The 17,957-nt window shown below is 63.7% G+C and carries 19 protein-coding genes and 1 tRNA gene; 12 read left to right on the forward strand and 8 right to left on the reverse strand.

What is annotated here, in order from left to right:
* Positions 1–61 precede the first annotated feature (61 nt).
* The 3 genes from VLT15_06790 (at position 62) to VLT15_06800 (ending at position 3,902) form a co-directional block, all read left to right on the forward strand.
* On the forward strand, positions 62–499 hold the full coding sequence (locus tag VLT15_06790; GenBank protein ID HSR44920.1) for a nitroreductase family deazaflavin-dependent oxidoreductase: 438 nt from the start codon (positions 62–64) through the stop codon (positions 497–499).
* Positions 500–614: 115 nt separating this feature from the next.
* The gene (locus tag VLT15_06795; protein ID HSR44921.1) at positions 615–1,352 is read left to right on the forward strand and encodes an ABC transporter ATP-binding protein; all 738 of its coding nucleotides are present in this window, start codon (positions 615–617) and stop codon (positions 1,350–1,352) included.
* 3 nt (positions 1,353–1,355) lie between these two features.
* Positions 1,356–3,902: an FtsX-like permease family protein gene (locus VLT15_06800; protein ID HSR44922.1), complete on the forward strand. Its 2,547-nt coding sequence runs from the start codon at positions 1,356–1,358 to the stop codon at positions 3,900–3,902.
* A gap of 101 nt (positions 3,903–4,003) precedes the next feature.
* Here the strand turns inward: VLT15_06800 and VLT15_06805 are convergent, their stop codons facing one another.
* On the reverse strand, positions 4,004–4,399 hold the full coding sequence (locus VLT15_06805) for a YbaN family protein (GenBank protein ID HSR44923.1): 396 nt from the start codon (positions 4,397–4,399) through the stop codon (positions 4,004–4,006).
* Between the two features lie 146 nt (positions 4,400–4,545).
* Here VLT15_06805 and nhaA point away from each other — a divergent pair, with 146 nt between their 5' ends.
* Both nhaA and VLT15_06815 read left to right on the forward strand, forming a co-directional pair.
* On the forward strand, positions 4,546–5,943 hold the full coding sequence (nhaA, locus tag VLT15_06810) for a Na+/H+ antiporter NhaA (protein HSR44924.1): 1,398 nt from the start codon (positions 4,546–4,548) through the stop codon (positions 5,941–5,943).
* Between the two features lie 16 nt (positions 5,944–5,959).
* Positions 5,960–6,136, forward strand: coding sequence for a hypothetical protein (locus VLT15_06815; protein HSR44925.1), 177 nt, complete (start codon positions 5,960–5,962; stop codon positions 6,134–6,136).
* 6 nt (positions 6,137–6,142) lie between these two features.
* Here VLT15_06815 and VLT15_06820 read toward each other — a convergent pair whose 3' ends face one another.
* Positions 6,143–6,547: a CoA-binding protein gene (locus tag VLT15_06820; protein ID HSR44926.1), complete on the reverse strand. Its 405-nt coding sequence runs from the start codon at positions 6,545–6,547 to the stop codon at positions 6,143–6,145.
* A gap of 165 nt (positions 6,548–6,712) precedes the next feature.
* Here VLT15_06820 and VLT15_06825 point away from each other — a divergent pair, with 165 nt between their 5' ends.
* On the forward strand, positions 6,713–7,117 hold the full coding sequence (locus tag VLT15_06825) for a thioredoxin family protein (GenBank protein ID HSR44927.1): 405 nt from the start codon (positions 6,713–6,715) through the stop codon (positions 7,115–7,117).
* Positions 7,118–7,213: 96 nt separating this feature from the next.
* Here VLT15_06825 and VLT15_06830 read toward each other — a convergent pair whose 3' ends face one another.
* Positions 7,214–7,609 carry a nuclear transport factor 2 family protein gene (locus VLT15_06830; GenBank protein HSR44928.1) on the reverse strand — a complete coding sequence of 132 codons (396 nt, stop codon included), beginning with the start codon at positions 7,607–7,609 and terminating at the stop codon, positions 7,214–7,216.
* A gap of 71 nt (positions 7,610–7,680) precedes the next feature.
* On the opposite strand from VLT15_06830, the gene VLT15_06835 reads away from it, so the two are divergent.
* On the forward strand, positions 7,681–8,451 hold the full coding sequence (locus VLT15_06835) for a GNAT family N-acetyltransferase (GenBank protein HSR44929.1): 771 nt from the start codon (positions 7,681–7,683) through the stop codon (positions 8,449–8,451).
* A 90-nt stretch (positions 8,452–8,541) separates the two neighbouring features.
* On the opposite strand, the gene VLT15_06840 is transcribed toward VLT15_06835, so the two are convergent.
* Both VLT15_06840 and VLT15_06845 read right to left on the reverse strand, forming a co-directional pair.
* Positions 8,542–8,832, reverse strand: coding sequence for a putative quinol monooxygenase (locus VLT15_06840; GenBank protein HSR44930.1), 291 nt, complete (start codon positions 8,830–8,832; stop codon positions 8,542–8,544).
* Positions 8,833–8,881: 49 nt separating this feature from the next.
* A complete protein-coding gene (locus tag VLT15_06845; protein HSR44931.1) occupies positions 8,882–9,751 on the reverse strand; it encodes a 5'-3' exonuclease H3TH domain-containing protein in 870 nt (289 codons plus the stop codon).
* Positions 9,752–9,777: 26 nt separating this feature from the next.
* Between VLT15_06845 and VLT15_06850 the strand changes: the two genes are divergently transcribed.
* From VLT15_06850 to VLT15_06860, 3 genes are read left to right on the forward strand one after another with little or no spacing between them, the layout of a single operon-like run.
* On the forward strand, positions 9,778–10,158 hold the full coding sequence (locus tag VLT15_06850; GenBank protein HSR44932.1) for a hypothetical protein: 381 nt from the start codon (positions 9,778–9,780) through the stop codon (positions 10,156–10,158).
* Positions 10,159–10,197: 39 nt separating this feature from the next.
* Positions 10,198–11,043 carry a sulfurtransferase gene (locus VLT15_06855; GenBank protein ID HSR44933.1) on the forward strand — a complete coding sequence of 282 codons (846 nt, stop codon included), beginning with the start codon at positions 10,198–10,200 and terminating at the stop codon, positions 11,041–11,043.
* Positions 11,040–12,026 carry a hypothetical protein gene (locus VLT15_06860; protein HSR44934.1) on the forward strand — a complete coding sequence of 329 codons (987 nt, stop codon included), beginning with the start codon at positions 11,040–11,042 and terminating at the stop codon, positions 12,024–12,026. The genes VLT15_06855 and VLT15_06860 overlap by 4 nt, the downstream gene beginning before the upstream one ends.
* A 110-nt stretch (positions 12,027–12,136) precedes the next feature.
* On the opposite strand, the gene VLT15_06865 is transcribed toward VLT15_06860, so the two are convergent.
* From VLT15_06865 to ligD, 3 genes are all read right to left on the reverse strand, one after another.
* Positions 12,137–13,366, reverse strand: coding sequence for a uracil-xanthine permease family protein (locus VLT15_06865; GenBank protein ID HSR44935.1), 1,230 nt, complete (start codon positions 13,364–13,366; stop codon positions 12,137–12,139).
* Between the two features lie 271 nt (positions 13,367–13,637).
* Positions 13,638–14,489 (reverse strand): thrombospondin type 3 repeat-containing protein, encoded by an 852-nt coding sequence (locus VLT15_06870; protein ID HSR44936.1) that lies wholly within the window; start codon positions 14,487–14,489, stop codon positions 13,638–13,640.
* Between the two features lie 208 nt (positions 14,490–14,697).
* Positions 14,698–16,503 (reverse strand): non-homologous end-joining DNA ligase, encoded by a 1,806-nt coding sequence (gene ligD, locus VLT15_06875; GenBank protein HSR44937.1) that lies wholly within the window; start codon positions 16,501–16,503, stop codon positions 14,698–14,700.
* A 158-nt stretch (positions 16,504–16,661) separates the two neighbouring features.
* Between ligD and VLT15_06880 the strand changes: the two genes are divergently transcribed.
* Positions 16,662–17,882 carry an alpha/beta hydrolase gene (locus tag VLT15_06880; protein ID HSR44938.1) on the forward strand — a complete coding sequence of 407 codons (1,221 nt, stop codon included), beginning with the start codon at positions 16,662–16,664 and terminating at the stop codon, positions 17,880–17,882.
* A gap of 1 nt (position 17,883) precedes the next feature.
* A tRNA-Lys gene (locus VLT15_06885) sits at positions 17,884–17,956 on the forward strand.
* The last annotated feature ends 1 nt before the right edge of the window (position 17,957 follow it).

A 17,957-nucleotide genomic window follows, 5' to 3' on the forward strand; every position in this document is an offset into this window, starting at 1 on the left:
TAGCCAGTCGTGAGCAATTCGTCGGCGGCCGGCGGGAGCCAACCCTGATATCTTCTCCCCCATGCACGACACGGCTGCCAAATACCTCTCCGCGCTTCACACCCTCCTCTATCGCACAACCGGGGGAAGGGTCGGCCGGCGGCTCGTCGACAACGACATGCTCCTGCTGACCACGAGGGGCCACTCGACCGGCAAGGCCCACACGGTTCCGTTGCTGTACCTCGAGAACGGCACTTCGCTGGTTGTAATCGCATCCTGGGGAGGGAGACCCAACCATCCCCACTGGTACCGGAACCTCCTCCATACTCCGGAGGCAGTGGTCCGACTTCCGGGCCGTTCGTTTCAGGTGATTGCCAGGACCGCCTCGTCGGAAGAGAGACGGAGCTGGTGGCCCAGAATCGTCGAGGCGTACGACGGCTATGAGACTTATCAAGCGCGGACCGGCCGTGAGATTCCGGTCGTGTTCCTGGAAGAGGCTGGGCGCCGCCGACCGCTCTGATCGGCTCTGATCCGTCCCGCGGCCCCGAACGGTCACCTCGACCGGTGAGATTCTCTCCCGAGTAGAGACATCTCTCGATTCGCGGGAGAATGAGCAGGACGAAAGAGGTAGATCTGTGACAACAATCACTTCGGCTGCGGCGTCGGCGCGCCGCGTAACCAAGATCTTCGGTGAGGGCGAGACGGCAGTCAGAGCCCTCGACAACGTCGACGTCGCTTTCGAGAAGGGGCGCTTCACCGCGATCATGGGGCCATCCGGATCGGGAAAGTCAACCCTTCTCCACTGCATGGCCGGACTCGACCGGGTCTCGGAGGGCAAGGTCTTCATAGGCGATGTCGATCTCACGGACCTGGCCGACAAACCCCTGACGCGGCTCCGGCGCGACAAGGTGGGCTTCGTGTTCCAGGCGTTCAATCTGGTGCCGACGTTGAACGCGAGCGAGAACATCACGCTCCCGATGGACATAGCCGGCCGCAAGCCGGACCCGGAGTGGCTCGACCACATAATCGACATCCTCTCTCTCGGCGACCGCCTGTCCCACAAGCCGTCCGAACTGTCCGGCGGCCAGCAGCAACGCGTCGCGGCTGCCAGAGCACTCGCCAGTCGCCCGGAAATCATCTTCGCCGACGAACCCTCCGGCAACCTCGATTCGAGATCCGGGACTCAACTGCTCGAGTTCATGAAGCAAGCCGTGCAGGATTACGGTCAGACGATCGTGATGGTCACGCACGACCCGCTGGCCGCAGCACACTCAGACCGTGTTGTCTTCCTGGAGGACGGCCGTATCGCGGGGGACATGTACGACCCGAACGCCGAGCGGATCCTGGATCGCATCAAGACGCTGGAAGGCTGAGGGATGCTCCGGGCGGCCCTCAAGAGCATCTGGGCTCACAAGATCAGATCGGGGCTCCTTTCGCTGGCGATCCTGGCCGGGGTGAGCTTCGTTGTCGCAGCCTTCGTGTTCACAGACACGATCGGCGAGGCTTTCGACGATCTCTTCTCGGAGGCCTTCTCGGCCACCGACATCCAGGTGAGGCGGGAGGTCGACCCCGACCTGAGCTTCGGGCTGCCCGAGCGGATGCCGGAGGACCTTGTCGAGCAAGTGAGCAAGGTCCAAGGCGTCGACGGCGCCTGGGGAACGGTGTTGTCACCGTACGGTCAGATCCTCGATGCACAGGGCGACCTGCTCCCGACTGCCGGGCCCCCCACCTTCGTGACTTCGTGGTCGGGCGGCCCTTCCCAGTTCACCATTCGCGACGGCCGTCCTCCGACGGGCGCGTCGGAGTTGATGCTCGACGTTGGCACGATCGAACGTGCCGGCTTTGCAGTTGGAGACACGGTGGAAATGCTCATCGGGGGACCAAAGCAGAGCTTCACGCTCGTGGGAAGCCTCGGTTTCGGCGAGGCCGACAATCTGCTGGGAACCAGTTGGGCCCTGTTCGACCTCGAGACCGCTCAGCAGTTGCTCGACGCCGCCGGTCAGGTCGATGCGATCGAGATAACGATCGAGCCGGCCGGCGACCTGGATTCCGTGATCGCCGCGGTGGATGCGGTGCTGCCGCCGGGAATCGAGGCGGTGAGCTCCCAGAGTGTCGCCGAGGAGCAGACGGCGCAGGTCAAAGAGGGCCTGGGATTCCTGAACACACTGCTCCTCGCCTTCGCCGGCATCTCTCTCTTCGTGGGTGTATTCGTCATCTACAACGCCTTCAGGATCGTTGTCGCCCAGAGAACACGGGAGCTGGGTCTCCTGCGCGCGATCGGTGCAACCCGCGGGCAGGTGACTTCATCGGTTCTATTCGAGTCCGCGGTCACCGGACTCATAGCCTCTCTGTTCGGAGTCGGCGCAGGCGTGGTGCTGGCGATGGCGATGCAGGTACTGATCGAGGTGGCCTTCGGGGGCGACCTACCCTCGGGCGGCCTGCAGCTGCAGGTGCGAACCGTGCTCGTGGCTCTGGCTACCGGGCTCACCGTCACCATGATCTCAGCACTCTTGCCGGCAGTCCGCGCCTCGCGCATCTCCCCCATGGCGGCGTTGCGTGAAGTGCCGACCGCCGGCACCAGAAAGTCCTGGCGCAATCGGGTGATCGGCGGAACGCCCATCGCCCTGCTTGGTGCGGCGGCGATTGCAGGCGGGTTGACCGGACTGGACGTCGCCGATATGTCTCCGGCGCTGCTGGTGGGAATCGGAGCCGGATTCGTGTTCATAGGCACCTACGTTCTGAGCCCTCTGGTGGCGAGACCGGTTGCACGTCTGATCGGGATCCCGATGCGTGCTCTGTCGAACGCCACCGGAAACCTCGCGCAGCGGAACGCCGCACGAAGCCCGCGGAGAACCGCGGCGACGGCCGGCGCGCTGATGATCGGCCTCGCACTCGTGGCGACTGTGTCGATCCTCGCCGCTTCGACGCGGGACACCGCGACCACCGCCATCGAGGAAGCCTTCACCGCCGACCTGCTGCTGCAACCGCCCGGCTTCGGATTCATCGGATTCAGTTCGGATGCCTTGTCGGAGGTGGCGACCCTGGACGAAATCGAGTTGGTCACCGGCGTGCGAGCGGGACCGGCGAAAGTGCTCGGTTCGACGACCCTCGTCGCCGGCGTGGATCCGGCCGTGGTGGGCGAGTTCCTCGACGTTGAGACGGTCGATGGGTCGTTCGAGAGCCTCGGCGGCAACCTGATCGCCACGACCCGGTCCGTCGCCGATGACAAGGGCCTGGAAGTGGGCGATCCGGTCGACATCGGCTTCGCACGCACTGGTGCACGAGTCTTCGAACTGGGGGCCATCATCGACATTGCCAGCGCAACCGATGTTTCGTGGTTCATGGCCAGCGCGACTTTCTCCGCCAACTACATCGAGGACAGCATCACGCAGGCCTACGTACGGCTGGCGGAAGGTGTCTCGATAGATAGCGGAAGAACGACGATCGAGGCCGCCCTCGAACCGTTCCCCGGTATTGAGGTGATCGATCAGGAAGAGTTGCGCAATCAGATCGCCTCTCAGATCAACCAGGTCGTCTACCTGATCTTTGGACTGCTGGCGATGTCGGTCTTGATCGCCTTGCTCGGCATTCTCCTCACTCTGTTGCTCTCGGTGTATGAGCGCACACATGAGATCGGACTTCTCCGCGCGATCGGGATGAGCAGACCACAAGTGAGGAACATGATCGGATTGGAGTCGGTCATCATCGCGATCTTCGGCGCGCTGCTCGGTGCCGGGCTCGGCATGGCTTTCGGCTGGGCGCTGGTTGCGGCGCTGGCAGATCAGGGTCTTCAGCTGAGCATCCCCTGGGCCTGGCTGTTCACCGGCTTTCTCGGCGCGGCGCTCGCCGGAATCCTCGCCGCGGCCTGGCCGGCCTATCGGGCGTCGAACCTGGACGTTCTCGAGGCAATCTCCTACGAATAGCCGAAGGCGGCCGGCAGCAGAGAGCACACGGGCTGAGAGAAGCACACGCCCTCGAGCCGGAACGCGCCCCGTCACCGGAGCGCCCGTTTGAGAGACGGGCCCTACTCGGTCTCAGCTGCCGTCAACTTGGTGGGGCGGGTAACGATGTAGGCGACCACGGCGAGTGCGAGAGCGACCATTGCCGCCCGCCCTGCAGCTGATTCGACGGCTACGAGCAGGGTGAGGCTGAAAGAGAGGGCAATTGCCGAGACGGCGATGACCTTCGCTCTGACGGTGAACCCCAAGCCGGCACGCCAGTCACGGATGATCGGACCGAACAGTGGGTGCCCGACCAACCAGGTGTCGAAGCGTTCAGAGGACCGGCTGAAGAAGAACCCTGCCAGTAGGACGAGCGGCACGGTGGGAACGATCGGCAGCACTGTGCCGGCGATCGCAAGACCGATCGACAGCAAACCGGCTCCCAAGTACAGGTGGCGGACGATGCCGAGTCTCATCATGAGCCAGGAGCTTATGACAATGAAATACCAACGCGATGTCGGAACAAACCGCGACGGCGGCCGGCTGGTACTTTCCGAATCCTCCGGACCTTGCTCGCCGTCCCGATTTGTCGCCGACGGCCGAGATCTTGGTACTCTCCACAAACGTGGCAGACAAACAGACCTACCCGAGTTGGTTGCACTCCGAGCGTTTCGTGCCGCGCCGCTTCATGCGGCCGGTCATGCGCTTCGCCGACACGGAGGCTTCGTCCGGAATAATGCTGCTCATCGCAGCCGCCATTGCCCTCATCTGGGCAAACGCGCCGTTCGGCGAGAGCTACGCGGAGTTCTGGGAAGGCACTCATATCTCGATCGAGTTCGGGAACTGGCTGCACTTCGACGAAAGCCTCCAGGAGATCGTCAACGACGGGCTGATGGCGATCTTCTTCTTCGTCGTGGGGCTCGAGATCAAACGTGAGCTCGTTTTGGGAGAACTCCGCGACCCGAAGGCGGCGGCTCTTCCGGCCGTGGCTGCTCTCGGCGGAATGGTCTTCCCTGCGCTGATCTACGTCGGCTTCGTCATGGGAACGGGCGGCGAGGCGATGGCAGGTTGGGGAGTCCCCATGGCAACCGACATCGCCTTCTCGATAGGTGTAGTTGCGCTGCTGGGATCCCGTGTCCCCGTCGGAGCGAAGCTGTTCCTCCTTGCTCTGGCGATCGCCGACGACATCGGTGCCATCACAGTGATCGCAGTCTTCTACACGGACGATCTCAGCCTCGCCTGGCTGGGAGGTGCGCTGGCCGGATTGGCCGTCATCGAAGCCGCCAAACGGGCAGGCGTTCGCAGCGCCGTGTTCTACGTCCCCATGGCAGTCGCAACATGGTTCTTCCTGCTGGAGTCGGGAGTGCACGCCACCCTGGCCGGTGTAGCGCTCGGACTGATGACTCCCAGCCGGCCGATGTTCTCGAGCGATGAGTTCGACAACAAGGCACGCCGGATCCTCGACACCTATCCGGCCCGCGCGACGACTCAGACTGCCCGTGAGCACGTCGACTACGAAGCCCGGCAGTTGACGGCTGTGGCACACGAGTCGATCGCTCCTCTCAGCCGCCTGGAGCACCGGCTGCTGCCCTGGAGTTCCTTCGCGATCGTACCCATCTTCGCCCTGGCGAACGCGGGCGTTCGGTTCGCAGGCGTGGACCTGGTCGACGCAGTCACCCATCCGGTCGCCCTCGGTGTGGGAGTCGGCCTCGTCGCCGGCAAGATGTTCGGCGTGAGCCTCTTCACGTTCGTTGCAGTCAAGCTCAACATCGGCAGACTTCCACGGGGTACGACCTGGCAGCATGTGTGGGGTCTCGCCCTGCTGGCCGGCATCGGCTTCACCGTTGCGCTGTTCATTGCCAGTCTCGCCTTCGACGACCCGACGCTGACAGACCGGGCGAAGACGGGGATCTTCCTGGGTTCGCTGACGGCCGGATTGGCCGGCTACTGGCTCTTGAGGCGGTCGAGCCCCGCAGTCTCGATGGACGGCGCAGATCAGGATAGACCCGCAGACGCTTTGTGACGGCTACGGTTGAGGTGTGCAACCCGCATCGATAATCACTTGCGTTGAGTGCGGAGGTCGAGCCCACCTGATCAGCTTCGCTCCACCGGAGCGGGACTACGAACCCGGAGATCAGCTGGTCTACAGGTGTGAAGACTGCATGGAACGCTTCGACGTCGTCAACGATGACACCGAGGCACCGGAGGATTTGTAGGGCCGCTCAAAGACCTCTGCGCCTGAGCTCGATCGCCGGACATCTATCCATGACGACGTCCAGGCCCGCCGCCTCGGCGCGGTCGGCCGCCTCCCGGTCTATCACGTCCAGTTGCATCCACACTGCCTTGGCACCGATCTCGATTGCCTGGTCGACGTGCACGCCGGCCAACTCGGACCGGCGGAAGATGTCGACGACGTCTACCTCGAGTGGAACTGAGGCCAGATCCGGGTAACTCTTCTCTCCGAGGATCTCGTCCTCGATCGGGTTGATCGGGATGATCGTCATCCCGATGGATTGGAGTCTGGCGGCGACTCGATAGGATGCCCGGTCCGGTTTCCCGGAGAGTCCGACGACCGCCCATGTCTTGGTCTCGGTCAGCAGTCGATCTATGGTTTTGGTGTCGTTCATGATTCCCAACGTACAACACACCGGGCCAATACGCACAGCGGCGGCTCGCCGGGGATTGTCCGAGTCTGCTTCGACCCGCCGGTTGTGCAAGAGCGGCCGAGCCGGGCATAATCGCAGTCCCTTGGGCGTTGACCCTTTCGAACCCGCCAGGAAGCTTCTCGAAAAATGATCTTCAAACGCCGCCGCAAGGCAGTACAGGCCGACTCGCTCCAGCAGATCGACGATCTGGTCGCGACCGGAAAACCGGTATTGATCGATTTCTTCCAGTTCGGCTGCGCGCCGTGCAGGGTCATGGACGGGATCGTCGATGAGATCGCCGATGAGTTCGGCTCCAGCGCCCACGTTGTGAAAGCCAACGTTGCCAAGGTTCCGGCCGCTGCACAGCGCTTCAAGGTGAGGGCAACTCCTACGTTCGTTCTGGTTTCGACCACGAACCGGCAGAAGAAACAGAACCGGCCGAACGGCAGCAAGGCAGTGCCGACACAGCGCTGGCGTGCGTCCGGCCTGGTCAAGAAGGATCAACTGCGCCGTGTCCTGGAGCGTGAAGGCGCTCGGCCGGTCGAGTCGTAACGGACCGTAGCTGCTGGACCCGGTTGGCGACCGACGGCCCAACGCCCGGCGCTCACATATGAGACGGGGCCAACGCGCTCGACACGCGTCCGGCCGTCAGAACCAGAACCGGCCGCGGCCCTCCGGCTCGGAGGTGAAGCCCCAGGCTTCGGTGATCAACCCGCTCTCGCTCATGCAGAAGACGTGGACCTCGTCTGCGGTGTAGCACTCTCCGTCGCGCTTCACCGTCGTATGGGCGAGCACGACGGTGTGGACATCGTTGGCGAGTATGTCGTGCACCTCGATCAGGAAGGAATCGTGGGTGTCGTGAGCGAGCTTGCGAAGAAACTCAACGATGTTGTCGCGTCCGATGTGGTCGCCGGCCAGGGGGGTGTCACCCGCAACATGCCAGACGGCGGTCTCCGAGAAGAGTTCGGCGAGATTCTCGAAGTTGTCCTCCGCGAACGCCTGATACTCACGCTTGATCCGTTCGACGTTCGGATGCTCGCTCATACCGCACCTCCTCGACTCCGAGTCTCGCGTGTTGAGTGTATCCGGGTCAAGATCGTGAGTAGTTTCCTTTCATGCAGATGTCCGATCCCATCCCGATGCAGGTCGAGCGGGCTGCCCTTCGGGCGTTTCCCGCTCTCGAAGAAGCAGGCCTCAATGGTTGGCTGCTTCGTTTCGCCAACGGCCAATCGCGGCGGGACAACTCTGTGCAAACGCTCTCTCATTCGGGCGTTGTCGCATCAGACGTCGCCGCAGCCGAGGCCTGGTACGGGAAGAGGGGAATCCCCGGCACGTTCCGGATGACACCGATGTCGCAGCCGGCCGGCCTCGATTCGGAACTCGAAGCCGCCGCATACCGGCGACAGGACCCGACCTCAGTTCAGACGCTGCACCTGGCCGGCAAGGGTTTGGCGGCAAACGAACGCATCGAGATCACAGACTCTCCTACCTCGACATGGTTCGACATCATCATGGAGTCGAGCCGGTACATGGCGGGGCGACGGCCAACGCTCGAACAGACCTTGCGGATGATCGAACCGCAGACGGCATTCGCTCTGCTGCGAGAAGCGGGAAGACCCGTCGCCACGGGTCTCGCCGTGGCAGACGGCGATCTGGTGGGACTGTTCAGCATCGCCGTGCTGCCGCAGTTCCGCAGGGCCGGGTACGGCCGGGCAATGTCGGAATCGCTGCTGGGCTGGGGCCGGGCCGCTGGGGCTTCAATCGCCTATCTACAGGTTATGCACGTGAACACTCCGGCCCTGGATCTCTACAGGAGTATGGGATTCGAGCCCCTCTACGACTACTGGTACCGGAGCCTGGCCGACCGGCCGCCCATGGTCGGGTGAACGGCTCCGTCTACTCGAGCCACTACGGGTGGATGGTTCCGCTCCGTCTCTGCGGTGATCGCCCGGCAACCCCGACTTCCCGCCCGTCTGTCATCCCACTTCGGACAGGAGAGTGACCTCCGGCGGGCCATCCATGAACTCACCCAACAGGCGACCGAGACTCTTGAAGTGGTCGCTTCCCCGGTGTGCCGACATCGCGGCTGCGTCTGCGTAACGCTCTATGAAGACGTAGACCGCGGGGTCGTCTCCCTTGTTCAGTGTGTAGAGCAGGCAACCCTCTTCATTGGCATTGACGGCTTCGACCAGTTTGAGAGCGACGTCCTCGAACTGGTCCTGACGGCCCTCTTTCACTCTTATCGTCGCCACGATGCTCTGTGTCATGATCTCTCCCCTTTCGATCAGATCGATCCTTTGCAGGCACTTGCCGGCGCTAACGCCAGCGGTGCGGGCGGTCTTGGAGGCTCTCGAAGCCCAACTCCTCGCAGAGGGACAGATACTCCTCTCGCGGGGCTCCCATCCACTCGAGGTCCTGGAGGTCCTCTTCGATTGGAACGTCGTAGCGAAGTGTGGTGAGAGTCCGGAAGAGCCGGGCGTCCTCGATGTTCTCCCGCAGGTTCTCCGCCAGACGGGCGGCACCGCGCACCGTCACCCGCCAACTTCGTTCATCCGGCGGGATCTGCTCGATGTGGCGGTATTCGGCCAGCAGCAGCGAAGCCGACTTCGCTCCCCAGGAGGGAATGCCGGGAATCCCGTCCGCGCTGTCTCCGACAAGTGCCAGATAGTCGGGGATCGACTCCGGAGCGACACCGAACTTCTCCCACACGCCGGCCTCGTCGAGCAGGCGCTGCCGCAACCGGTCGTATGCGACGATGTGGTGGCCCACGACGACCTGGCTCAGATCCTTGTCCGGGCTGAGCATCACGACCCGATCGACCTCGTCGGTGAAGCGGAGGGCAGCGGCGGCGATCCCGTCGTCGGCCTCGAACTCGTCCATGCGATAGACCCGCACTCCGATCGCCTCGAGCGAGCGCTCGGCCAGTGGAAACTGCGCGAACAACTCTTCGGCGATGCCTTCCCCCGTCTTGTACCCGTCGTAGAGCTCATTGCGGAACGACTCGATGACGGTGTCGAAGAAGGCGGCTACATGCGTCACCTCCGGCTCTCGAAGAAGGCTGAGGGTCGAATCGATCAGACCGTGGACGGCCGTCACGTCCTGCCCGGTCGGTGACGTGCGGGTGGGACGCTTTCCGAAGTACGCACGGAACAGCTCGTAGGTAGCATCGAGGAGGTGGAGTTGCATTCCAACCGATCCTAGGAGGGATTACCGTGAGTCAGTCGGACGAAACGTGGAACGAAGTTGGCGATGGCTTCAAGAAACTCGGCTCGATGTTCAAGCAGCACTACGAGTCGCAAGCGGGCAAAGACGATTCGGAATCCGTTTCCGAAGAAGAGGTCAAGGACGCGATTCGAACGATCGGTGAGAATCTGAAGACCGCCTTCGCCACCGTTGGAGATGCGGCGAAAGACCCGGAAGTGCAAGCAGAGGTGAAGCAGACCGCCAAATCGTTCATCGACGCACTCGGCGCCACATTCGCGGATCTGGGAGACGAAATCTCCAAGTGGCGCGAAAAGAGCAAGAGCGAAGAGCAGCCGGCACCGGCCGAGGAAGCCGCGGCCGAGACCCCCGAGCCGCCGGACGGCGAGTAAACCGGCGCAACGAATTCACACCAACCTGGAGGTACTCCGGTGTCCCTAGTCAACGTCGACCAGCTCGCCGGACGTCTCGGCGATGAGCGACTGCGGGTCGTCGACACACGCTGGTACCTGGCCGATGTGGAACAAGGGCGACGCGAATACCTGACATCGCACATCCCGGGAGCGATCTTTCTCGACGTCGAGCACGACCTGAGCACGCCGGGCTCGGGACCGGGCCGTCACCCGCTCCCCGAGTGGACCGACTTCACCGACCTCCTGGGAGCTCGCGGCATCGGTTCGAGTCACGAGGTGATCGTCTACGACGCCCTTGACGGATCCATCGCGGCGCGCCTCTGGTGGATGCTCAGGCAGGTCGGTCATGAGCCGGTCTCGGTGCTCGACGGCGGATGGGCCGCCTGGACCGCGGCGGGAATGCCGGTCGAGCAGGAAGTGCACCGCCCGCCGGCGGCCGAGTTCAGAGGTACCTTCCGCCCGGGCGCTTCCATAGATCGAGAGGCCCTGCGCGCTTCGCTCGGAACGGCCGTCATCCTCGATGCGCGGGCTCCCGAACGATACGAAGGCACCACCGAACCTGTGGACCCGATCGCCGGGCACATCCCGACTGCGGTGAACGCATTCCACGGCGGCAATGTGGAGTCCGACGGCCGCTTCAAGAGCCCAACCGATTTACGGGCGCGCTTCGAGGCGCTCGGAGCGGGCGGTGCCGTCCCGACTGTGACCTACTGCGGGAGTGGCGTCACTTCATGTCACAACATCCTGGCGATGCACATCGCCGGTTTGCCCGAACCCCTCCTCTATCCGGGTTCGTGGAGTGACTGGTCCACCGAGCGCTACCCGGTAGCGACGGGCCCCGAACCCGGTGAGGTGCCGGTTTGAACGCCCGCCAGGACGTTGTCGACGCAATCGAAGGCAACGATCCGGCCAAGCTGCTCCGCATCATCGACGGCATGTGCTCGGCGCGGGAGTGGGACGATCTCGTTGACCTGGCCGCACGGTGCCGGCAGGCAGTCGAGCGCGGCAGACAGCTGTGGGGTGTGGCCTATCACGCCGACTATCGCCTGGCTCTGGAAGGGCCGCCCGCACCGGCGTCCGCCGTTGCGATCTCCGGCGGCGGCGGTTTCACATTGGGTCCGCTCACCGAGGTCGCAGCCTCCTCACACACGTGGAGGGAGCTGGATCCCCATCTTCCAAATGTCACAGCACGAACGTTGATCGCATACGAACGGGTAGTGCGCGGTGAAGACCTCAGGGGCACAACCGGGCTGGAGCCTCGCCTGCTCGACCTGCCCCTGGCGCTGCTCGAGTGGGAACCGAAGTACGCGACCGCCGCCTACAGGTCCGACAGGGCAAATCATCCGACGCCACCCGTACCGCCGCTGGCAAGCGTCGCGCTGCCGCCGGCCGTTCCCGCCCTGAACCATCCGGACGAGACCGACGCCCTCCTGGCACTGACCGAGACCTGGGTGATCGAATCGAACGGCCGCAGCGAGGCCGCCGCGGTGGAAGGCACCGCAATAGAGGCCGTAGCCGCACTCGGCCCCCGCCAGATCCTGATGGGGGAGACCGACCTCGGCAACGCGCTGGCGTGGATGGCCTGGGCGGCCGCTTCGGGTGGAGCGCACGGCAAACGGCCGGGCGCGGCGGCCGGGCGCTTCGCCGCCTGGTGGGCACTGGCCGCCCTCACGGATCTCCTGGAACCATGGCCGCCGGATCCGGAAGAGCTGGGTGAGGCCGGCAGCACATTGCGCTGGTACATCTGGGACGACCTGGCCCCCTCGACGGGGTGGGTATTGCGCCTCGCTGCCGAGGATCCCCACCATGGGCTCGCCTGGGCGGTCAGTGCGATGGATGCGGACTGACATCTAGGCGCGGGTCGCCGTCCACTCGTGTGTCTGGCGGGTTCGCGAACAAGACACCCAAAGCAGAAGCGGCGGCCCGGAGGCCGCCGCTTCTCAGCTCGGTAGGTGGTTCAGTTGACCGATTCTCTTTCGACCGCTTCTGACTCCTCTTCGATGTGTGCCGGAATGATCAGATTGGCCACTACGCCTACAACTGCCGCGAGGGCCAAGCCTGAGATTTGCACATCGCCGATGGAGAGAGGCGACTCCAGGCCGCTGTATCCGAGGCCGAAGACCAGGATCAAAGCAACGACGATCAGGTTGCGGCTGTGGGTGAAGTCCAGGCCTGCATCGGAAAGCACCCGTATGCCGATCGATGCAATCATGCCGAAGAGCACGATGGAAAGACCACCGAGAACGGCCACGGGCACCGTCTGCAAGAGGGCACCGAACTTCGGTATGAATCCGAGGAGGATCGCAAACAGGGCTGCTACGCGCAGAACCATCGGGTCGTACACCTTGGTCACTGCCAGCACGCCGGTGTTCTCCGAGTACGTCGTGTTCGGAGGACCGCCGACAAAACCGGCGAACAGGGTTGCCAGGCCATCGCCCAGAAGGGTCCGGTTGACACCCGGTTCGTCGAAGAAGTCCTTTCCGACAACGCGGCCGTTGGTCAGAATGTCCCCGACGTGCTCGATCATCGTCACGAAGGCGACCGGGGCGATGATCCAGATGACGCTCCAGTCGAATGTCCCCATCGTGAAGTCCGGCCATGCGAACCAGTCGACGGTGTCCATCGCATCGAAGTCGACCTCACCGAAGATCAGCGCCACCAGGTATCCGACGACGAAGCCGGTGAGAATCGGCAGCATCTTGAAAAGGCCCTTGAACCAGATGGCCGCGATGATCGTTGCAAGCAGCGTCACGACGGCCAGCCACCAGTTGCCCTCTGCCTGACTGATCGCGATTGGTGCGAGCGTGAGACCGATCACCGTGATGACCGGGCCGGTCACGACCGGAGGGAACAAGGCACGAATCTGCTGGCTCCCGTTCGGGAGCACCCAGACGATGCCGGCCACGATCAGGTAGACGACACCCGCCGCCATGATGCCGCCGCCGATGCTGGCGAAGCTGTAGCCCTCTGCCTGCGCCAACAGTATCGGCGGAATGAAGGCGAACGATGAACCGAGGAAAACCGGCACACCGAACTTCGTCACTATGTGGAACAGCCACGTCCCAACACCCGCCGAGATCAGCGCAACACTCGGGTTCAGACCCGTGATCAACGGAACCAGGATCGTGGCCCCGAACATTGCGACCATGTGTTGGAGACCCAAAACGGTCTTCTTCTGTGGAGTCAACTCCACCATTTCTCCTCACCTCCCGGATACGAAAAGACGTCGCCCCGGAGAGCGACGTCTTTGGCCGATACAGGTAGTAGTACCCATCGAAAGACGACCATAACAGTCCCTATCGTCGCGGTACTTCCCAAACACGAACGTTTTGATATCCGAAGGTCCCAAATGGTTACAGGCGCGGCCGCCGCGCGCGGTGCAACCCCCCGGGCCCGGCGGAGTGCCCATGAGCAGAGGGGCCCTTTCGGGCCCCTCTGCCAGGGAGATTCAGATCGGTTCAGTCGTCGTCATCATCGTGGTCGTCGTCGTCATCGTGGTCGTCGTCGTCATCGTGGTCGTCATCGTCGTCGTCGTCATCGTCGTCGTCGTCATCGTCCCGGCTGCGGTCGTGGTCGTCATCGTCGCTCTCGATCTTGACCGTGACCTTCGCTTTGCCGTCTTCGAGTTCCGCTTCCACTTCGACCTCATCCTCACCGTTGGTCAACTCGACTTCGACCTCGTCGTCTTCGGACTCGATCTTGAAGGACCATCCCGCACCGGGCTTGACTTGTGCGGTCAGTTTCCCGTCTTCGAGTCTGATCTCCACCGTCCCCGCTGCTCCGAGATCGAGGACCATCGGAAACACCGCAGTGGACTGCGAGGTGACCAGCGCCGGGCCGCCGGAGGTCGTTGCGGCGGAGGGAACGGTCGTGGCCGTCGTACTGGTCGTGCTCGGCATCGTTGTCGGGGTCGTAGTCGCGGGAGCCGTAGACGCCGTTGTGGTGGGCGGAGTCGTAGCCGCGGTGGTGGTCGTGGTGGCCGGCTTGTCCGAAGCGTTCCCCGGGAAGGTCCCGGCGGCGATCTCGGCGCCGTTGGTGAAACCGTCATTGTCCGAGTCGAGGCCGTCGATGGCCGTGAAGCTCTTGTTGGCGGCGACGTAGGCGGTGCCGTAGGCATTGAACGAGCCGCCGCCGGCGGAGCTGTTGTGGCAGACGGCGCACGAATCGAGCCTCGTGCCGCTTGCGCTTGGATAGGCGCTCAGGAACGAAGTCATCCGGCTGTTTGTGGCTTCGGCAGCACCAGCGCGAACCAGCAGAAACCCGAGAGCGAGAGCGGCGAGTATCGAGAAAGCTGCGAGACGGCGGTTCATTTACATCCTCCTGAGATCCGTTTCTGAAGACACCTTCTCGCATCCGGGACTAAACGCGCCCCTCGTCCGGGTAAAGGGAGTGATAAAGGCACGAGCGGCAGTTTCGTCAGAATCCGGCAGGCGTCGTGCTTTGCTGTCGGCAGCTGGCTATTGGCAATTGGCCCCCCAGGACGGGCCTGCCCTGTTCCTTAGCGTCTTCTCGGACGCTCTAGATGTCGATGCCCAGCGCTGCTTCTGCGGCGTCGAGGGTTTGACCGCCTTTGAGGACGGGGGCGAACAAGTCGCCGAATCGTTGGAGCCGGTCCCAGATGGTGACGATCGTGAAATCGCCGGGACGGGCATCGCCGATCTCTTGCCAGAGTAGAGGAGTCGATACGGGCGCTCCCGGTCGAGGCCTGACCGAGTAGACGGAGGCAATCGTCTTGCCGCCGACATTCTGGTTGTGGTCGATGAAGACCTTTCCCGATCGTTTGGGAATATCCCACTCCATCGTGACCCCGTCGGGGTCGGCCGCCACGATGAGCCTTCCGACTCTCTCGACGAATCCCCGTACCCGTGCGTAATCGTGCACGGGTTCGAGCGGCACGTAGACATGCAGGCCCGTGGCACCCGAAGTCTTGGGATACGAGCGCAGGCCGAGGCGGTCCAGGGCCACCTTGATAACCCCGGCCACGTCGACCACCTGTTCCCAGGCGACCCCATCGGCCGGATCGAGATCGAAGACCGCGAAATCGGGATTCTCGATGTTGTCCACTCGACTCAGCCACGGATGGATTTCTATACAAGCCATGTTGGCCAGCCACATGAGCCCTTCCCGGTCCGAAGCCATCACGAAGTCGATCGGCTCCCCCCGGTGGGACGAGTGGATAGGAGCGAGCGGCATCCACTCGGGTTGATGCCCGGGAGCCTGTTTCTCATAAAAGAAGTCACCTTCACTTCCTTCCGGGAACCTGGCCATGACGATCGCCCGGCCGGCGAGGTGAGGCAGCAGCACCGGGGCGATCGATGCGTAGTACTGGATGAGGTCACCCTTGGTGTATCCGTCGGGAAAGAACGGTTTGTCGATGTTGGAGAGCCGCAGTGGACGATCGAGGCCCACCGGTCGGAACCCTCCCTGATCACCGAGGACTTCGATGACGCCGGGTATCGGTGCACGTCCAGTCCCAAGCAGTCGCCCGCCGGCATTCGATGCTGCAACGGCGGGTAGCGCGGCGACGATCTCACTCTGTATTGCCGCATGCGACGACTCCTGGCGAGCCTCTGAGATCATCACCATGCGCAGTCCGGCTTTGCGGGCGGCTTCAACGAGCGGTCCGACCCGCAGCGTCCCCTCCCCGTACGGAACGTGTTTCACCTCGCCGTGTGCGCCCACGAGATTGTCGGTGAACTGGCATTGGAGAGGCTCGATCATCCAGGCCGGGAAGGCCTCCTTGATGAACTCGATCACCGTCGAGAAGGCGGCCTCCGACGTCAGCCCGCCGCCCGTCACGGCATGAACGTGAGCCCAATCGATGACCGGTCGAACGAACGGGAACTCGGCCGCCAGCGCCGCGATATCACCGATCGACCCGAACGAGCGGTCGTTCCCGGCGGTCTCGAGGCCCAACCCGACGCCGAGGTGGGCGACCTTGGGAGCGATCGACTCGAGCCGCCGCCGAATCAGATCCATCAGGGCCTCCGGTTCCCGCCCGCCGACCGGCCCCGAGTGGGCGCAGATGATCCTGCTCCCCAGCGCGCGACCGAGTTTCATGGTGTGCTCGAGAGCTGCGAGACATTGCCTGGATTTGTCCTCGTCCTCCACCGTCAGGATCGCGAAATAGGGGGCGTGAGCGGAGAGCCAGATGTCACGGTCGGCGGCAGCCCCGCCGAACTCCTCGCAGCGAGCCTCCGACCAGGGGAACTCCTTGACAAATGCCAGCTCGTAGGCGCCGCGTCCCTCGGCGACCAGCCCATCGAGGAAGACGGCGTCGTCGACGCCGACCGGCGGCATCCCTGACACTCCAAACCTGATCATTACTGCACTCTAGCTTCCGTGCTGGTTTTTGATATGTTGCAGCTGTTAGCAATGTTTCTCATCGTCGACATACGGGCGCGCCGCCGGGCGATCGGGGCAGGCACCAGCCTGGGCCGGCGGTTCCCATTCCGCCGGGGCGAGCGAGGCCGGCCAGGTTCATGACAGAGTTCCGACTGGTCGATCTCGAGGAGATCCGCCGTCTCCCGGCCCTGCTCGAGGGACTGGCCGCTGAGGCCGGAAGCATCGCCGAGGGTCTCGTGGACATCGCGCACTCAGAGATGGCGGCCGTCGACCGAATCGCGTCATGGGCAGGGGACTCCGCCGGGTTTGTCACCGGCAAAGCAGCAGCAGCGCTTCCCGCCGGGTCGTCCGGATTTGAGGCTTCTCAGAGCCTCCCGGGGGACACCGGTGCTTTTAGGTCCGCACCCACGCTCGATGAACTAATCGAGTCGAGCAAGAGCCGGGTTTGGGATGAGCTCTGGCTGGTCGTCGCCGAGCTGAACCGTTGTTCGAAGCTGGGCGTGAACGAGGGACGGCTCTTCGACGGCCTCTTGTCGGACTACAACACGCTCGTTCGGCTGATCGGAACGAACCTGGTCTACTTCGCCGTCGACCGGTCTGTTCCGATCGGGTCACGGTCCGGTCGCGCCGGCTACCGGGCGGGCGTTTGGCTCGGGCCCGTCAGCGCGGAGCACGTCCTCGTGATGATCCCCGGCATGAACACGACAACGGCCGGGTGGCTGGACCACAATTTGGCAGACGCCGAACGGCTCCTTGCGGAGGCCACGGCTCTGGCGGAACACAATGCCCTGGGCAAGGTCGCCGTCGTGCCACTCCTCTCCTACGCAGCTCCCCAGAGTTTTCTCGAGGCGGTACTGTCGCGCCGGTGGAAGGAAGGTTCCCGAGAGACGGCCGGTGTGCTGGCATCTCTCCCGCTGGAAGGCAGGCACGTCACGGGCTGGGGCCACTCCTACGGAGCAGCAGTCCTGGGCGCGGCTTCGGCCCGCAGCGCTGCTTTCGATGATCTGATCATGGTGGGCGGAGCCGGAACGGGCACCGAGACTCTGGCGGAACTGGGCGTCGGCTCGGACCACCTCTACGTGGCGACGAACTGGAACGATCCGATCAGGCTGGTGCCCAACGACTATCACGGTGTGAGTCCGGCATCGCTCCCCCATGTGCCGGTCCCGACCGAACCGGCCACCGACTTCGACCCATGGAAGGCCATCTTGAGTGTGCCGTGGTTCCTCATCGACGGACTGCCCGATCACAACTACCTGGAGGACGACATCGCGTTGCGGGCATTCGCGGCGATCGCAGTCGGCCTGGATGAACTCGCAGACCGACGAAGCAGCCCCGATCGCCTGGTAGCGTTTTGACGGGCCTGTAGCTCAATCGGCAGAGCAGCGGACTTTTAATCCGAAGGTCGCGGGTTCGATCCCCGCCGGGCCCAC

It is taken from the genome of Acidimicrobiia bacterium, from assembly GCA_035471805.1.
In the GTDB taxonomy this organism is placed as follows: Bacteria; Actinomycetota; Acidimicrobiia; order Spongiisociales; family JAHEDJ01; genus JAHEDJ01.

What these genes read in the sequence shown, in the direction of transcription:
- VLT15_06800 (HSR44922.1), top strand. Translation starts at nt 1,356, where the DNA reads ATGCTCCGGGCGGCCCTCAAGAGCATCTGGGCTCACAAGATCAGATCG.
- VLT15_06870 (HSR44936.1), bottom strand. Translation starts at nt 14,489, where the DNA reads ATGAACCGCCGTCTCGCAGCTTTCTCGATACTCGCCGCTCTCGCTCTC.
- ligD (HSR44937.1), bottom strand. Translation starts at nt 16,503, where the DNA reads ATGATCAGGTTTGGAGTGTCAGGGATGCCGCCGGTCGGCGTCGACGAC.
- VLT15_06805 (HSR44923.1), bottom strand. Translation starts at nt 4,399, where the DNA reads ATGATGAGACTCGGCATCGTCCGCCACCTGTACTTGGGAGCCGGTTTG.
- VLT15_06820 (HSR44926.1), bottom strand. Translation starts at nt 6,547, where the DNA reads ATGAACGACACCAAAACCATAGATCGACTGCTGACCGAGACCAAGACA.
- VLT15_06830 (HSR44928.1), bottom strand. Translation starts at nt 7,609, where the DNA reads ATGAGCGAGCATCCGAACGTCGAACGGATCAAGCGTGAGTATCAGGCG.
- VLT15_06825 (HSR44927.1), top strand. Translation starts at nt 6,713, where the DNA reads ATGATCTTCAAACGCCGCCGCAAGGCAGTACAGGCCGACTCGCTCCAG.
- VLT15_06790 (HSR44920.1), top strand. Translation starts at nt 62, where the DNA reads ATGCACGACACGGCTGCCAAATACCTCTCCGCGCTTCACACCCTCCTC.
- VLT15_06840 (HSR44930.1), bottom strand. Translation starts at nt 8,832, where the DNA reads ATGACACAGAGCATCGTGGCGACGATAAGAGTGAAAGAGGGCCGTCAG.
- VLT15_06845 (HSR44931.1), bottom strand. Translation starts at nt 9,751, where the DNA reads ATGCAACTCCACCTCCTCGATGCTACCTACGAGCTGTTCCGTGCGTAC.
- VLT15_06880 (HSR44938.1), top strand. Translation starts at nt 16,662, where the DNA reads ATGACAGAGTTCCGACTGGTCGATCTCGAGGAGATCCGCCGTCTCCCG.
- VLT15_06835 (HSR44929.1), top strand. Translation starts at nt 7,681, where the DNA reads ATGCAGATGTCCGATCCCATCCCGATGCAGGTCGAGCGGGCTGCCCTT.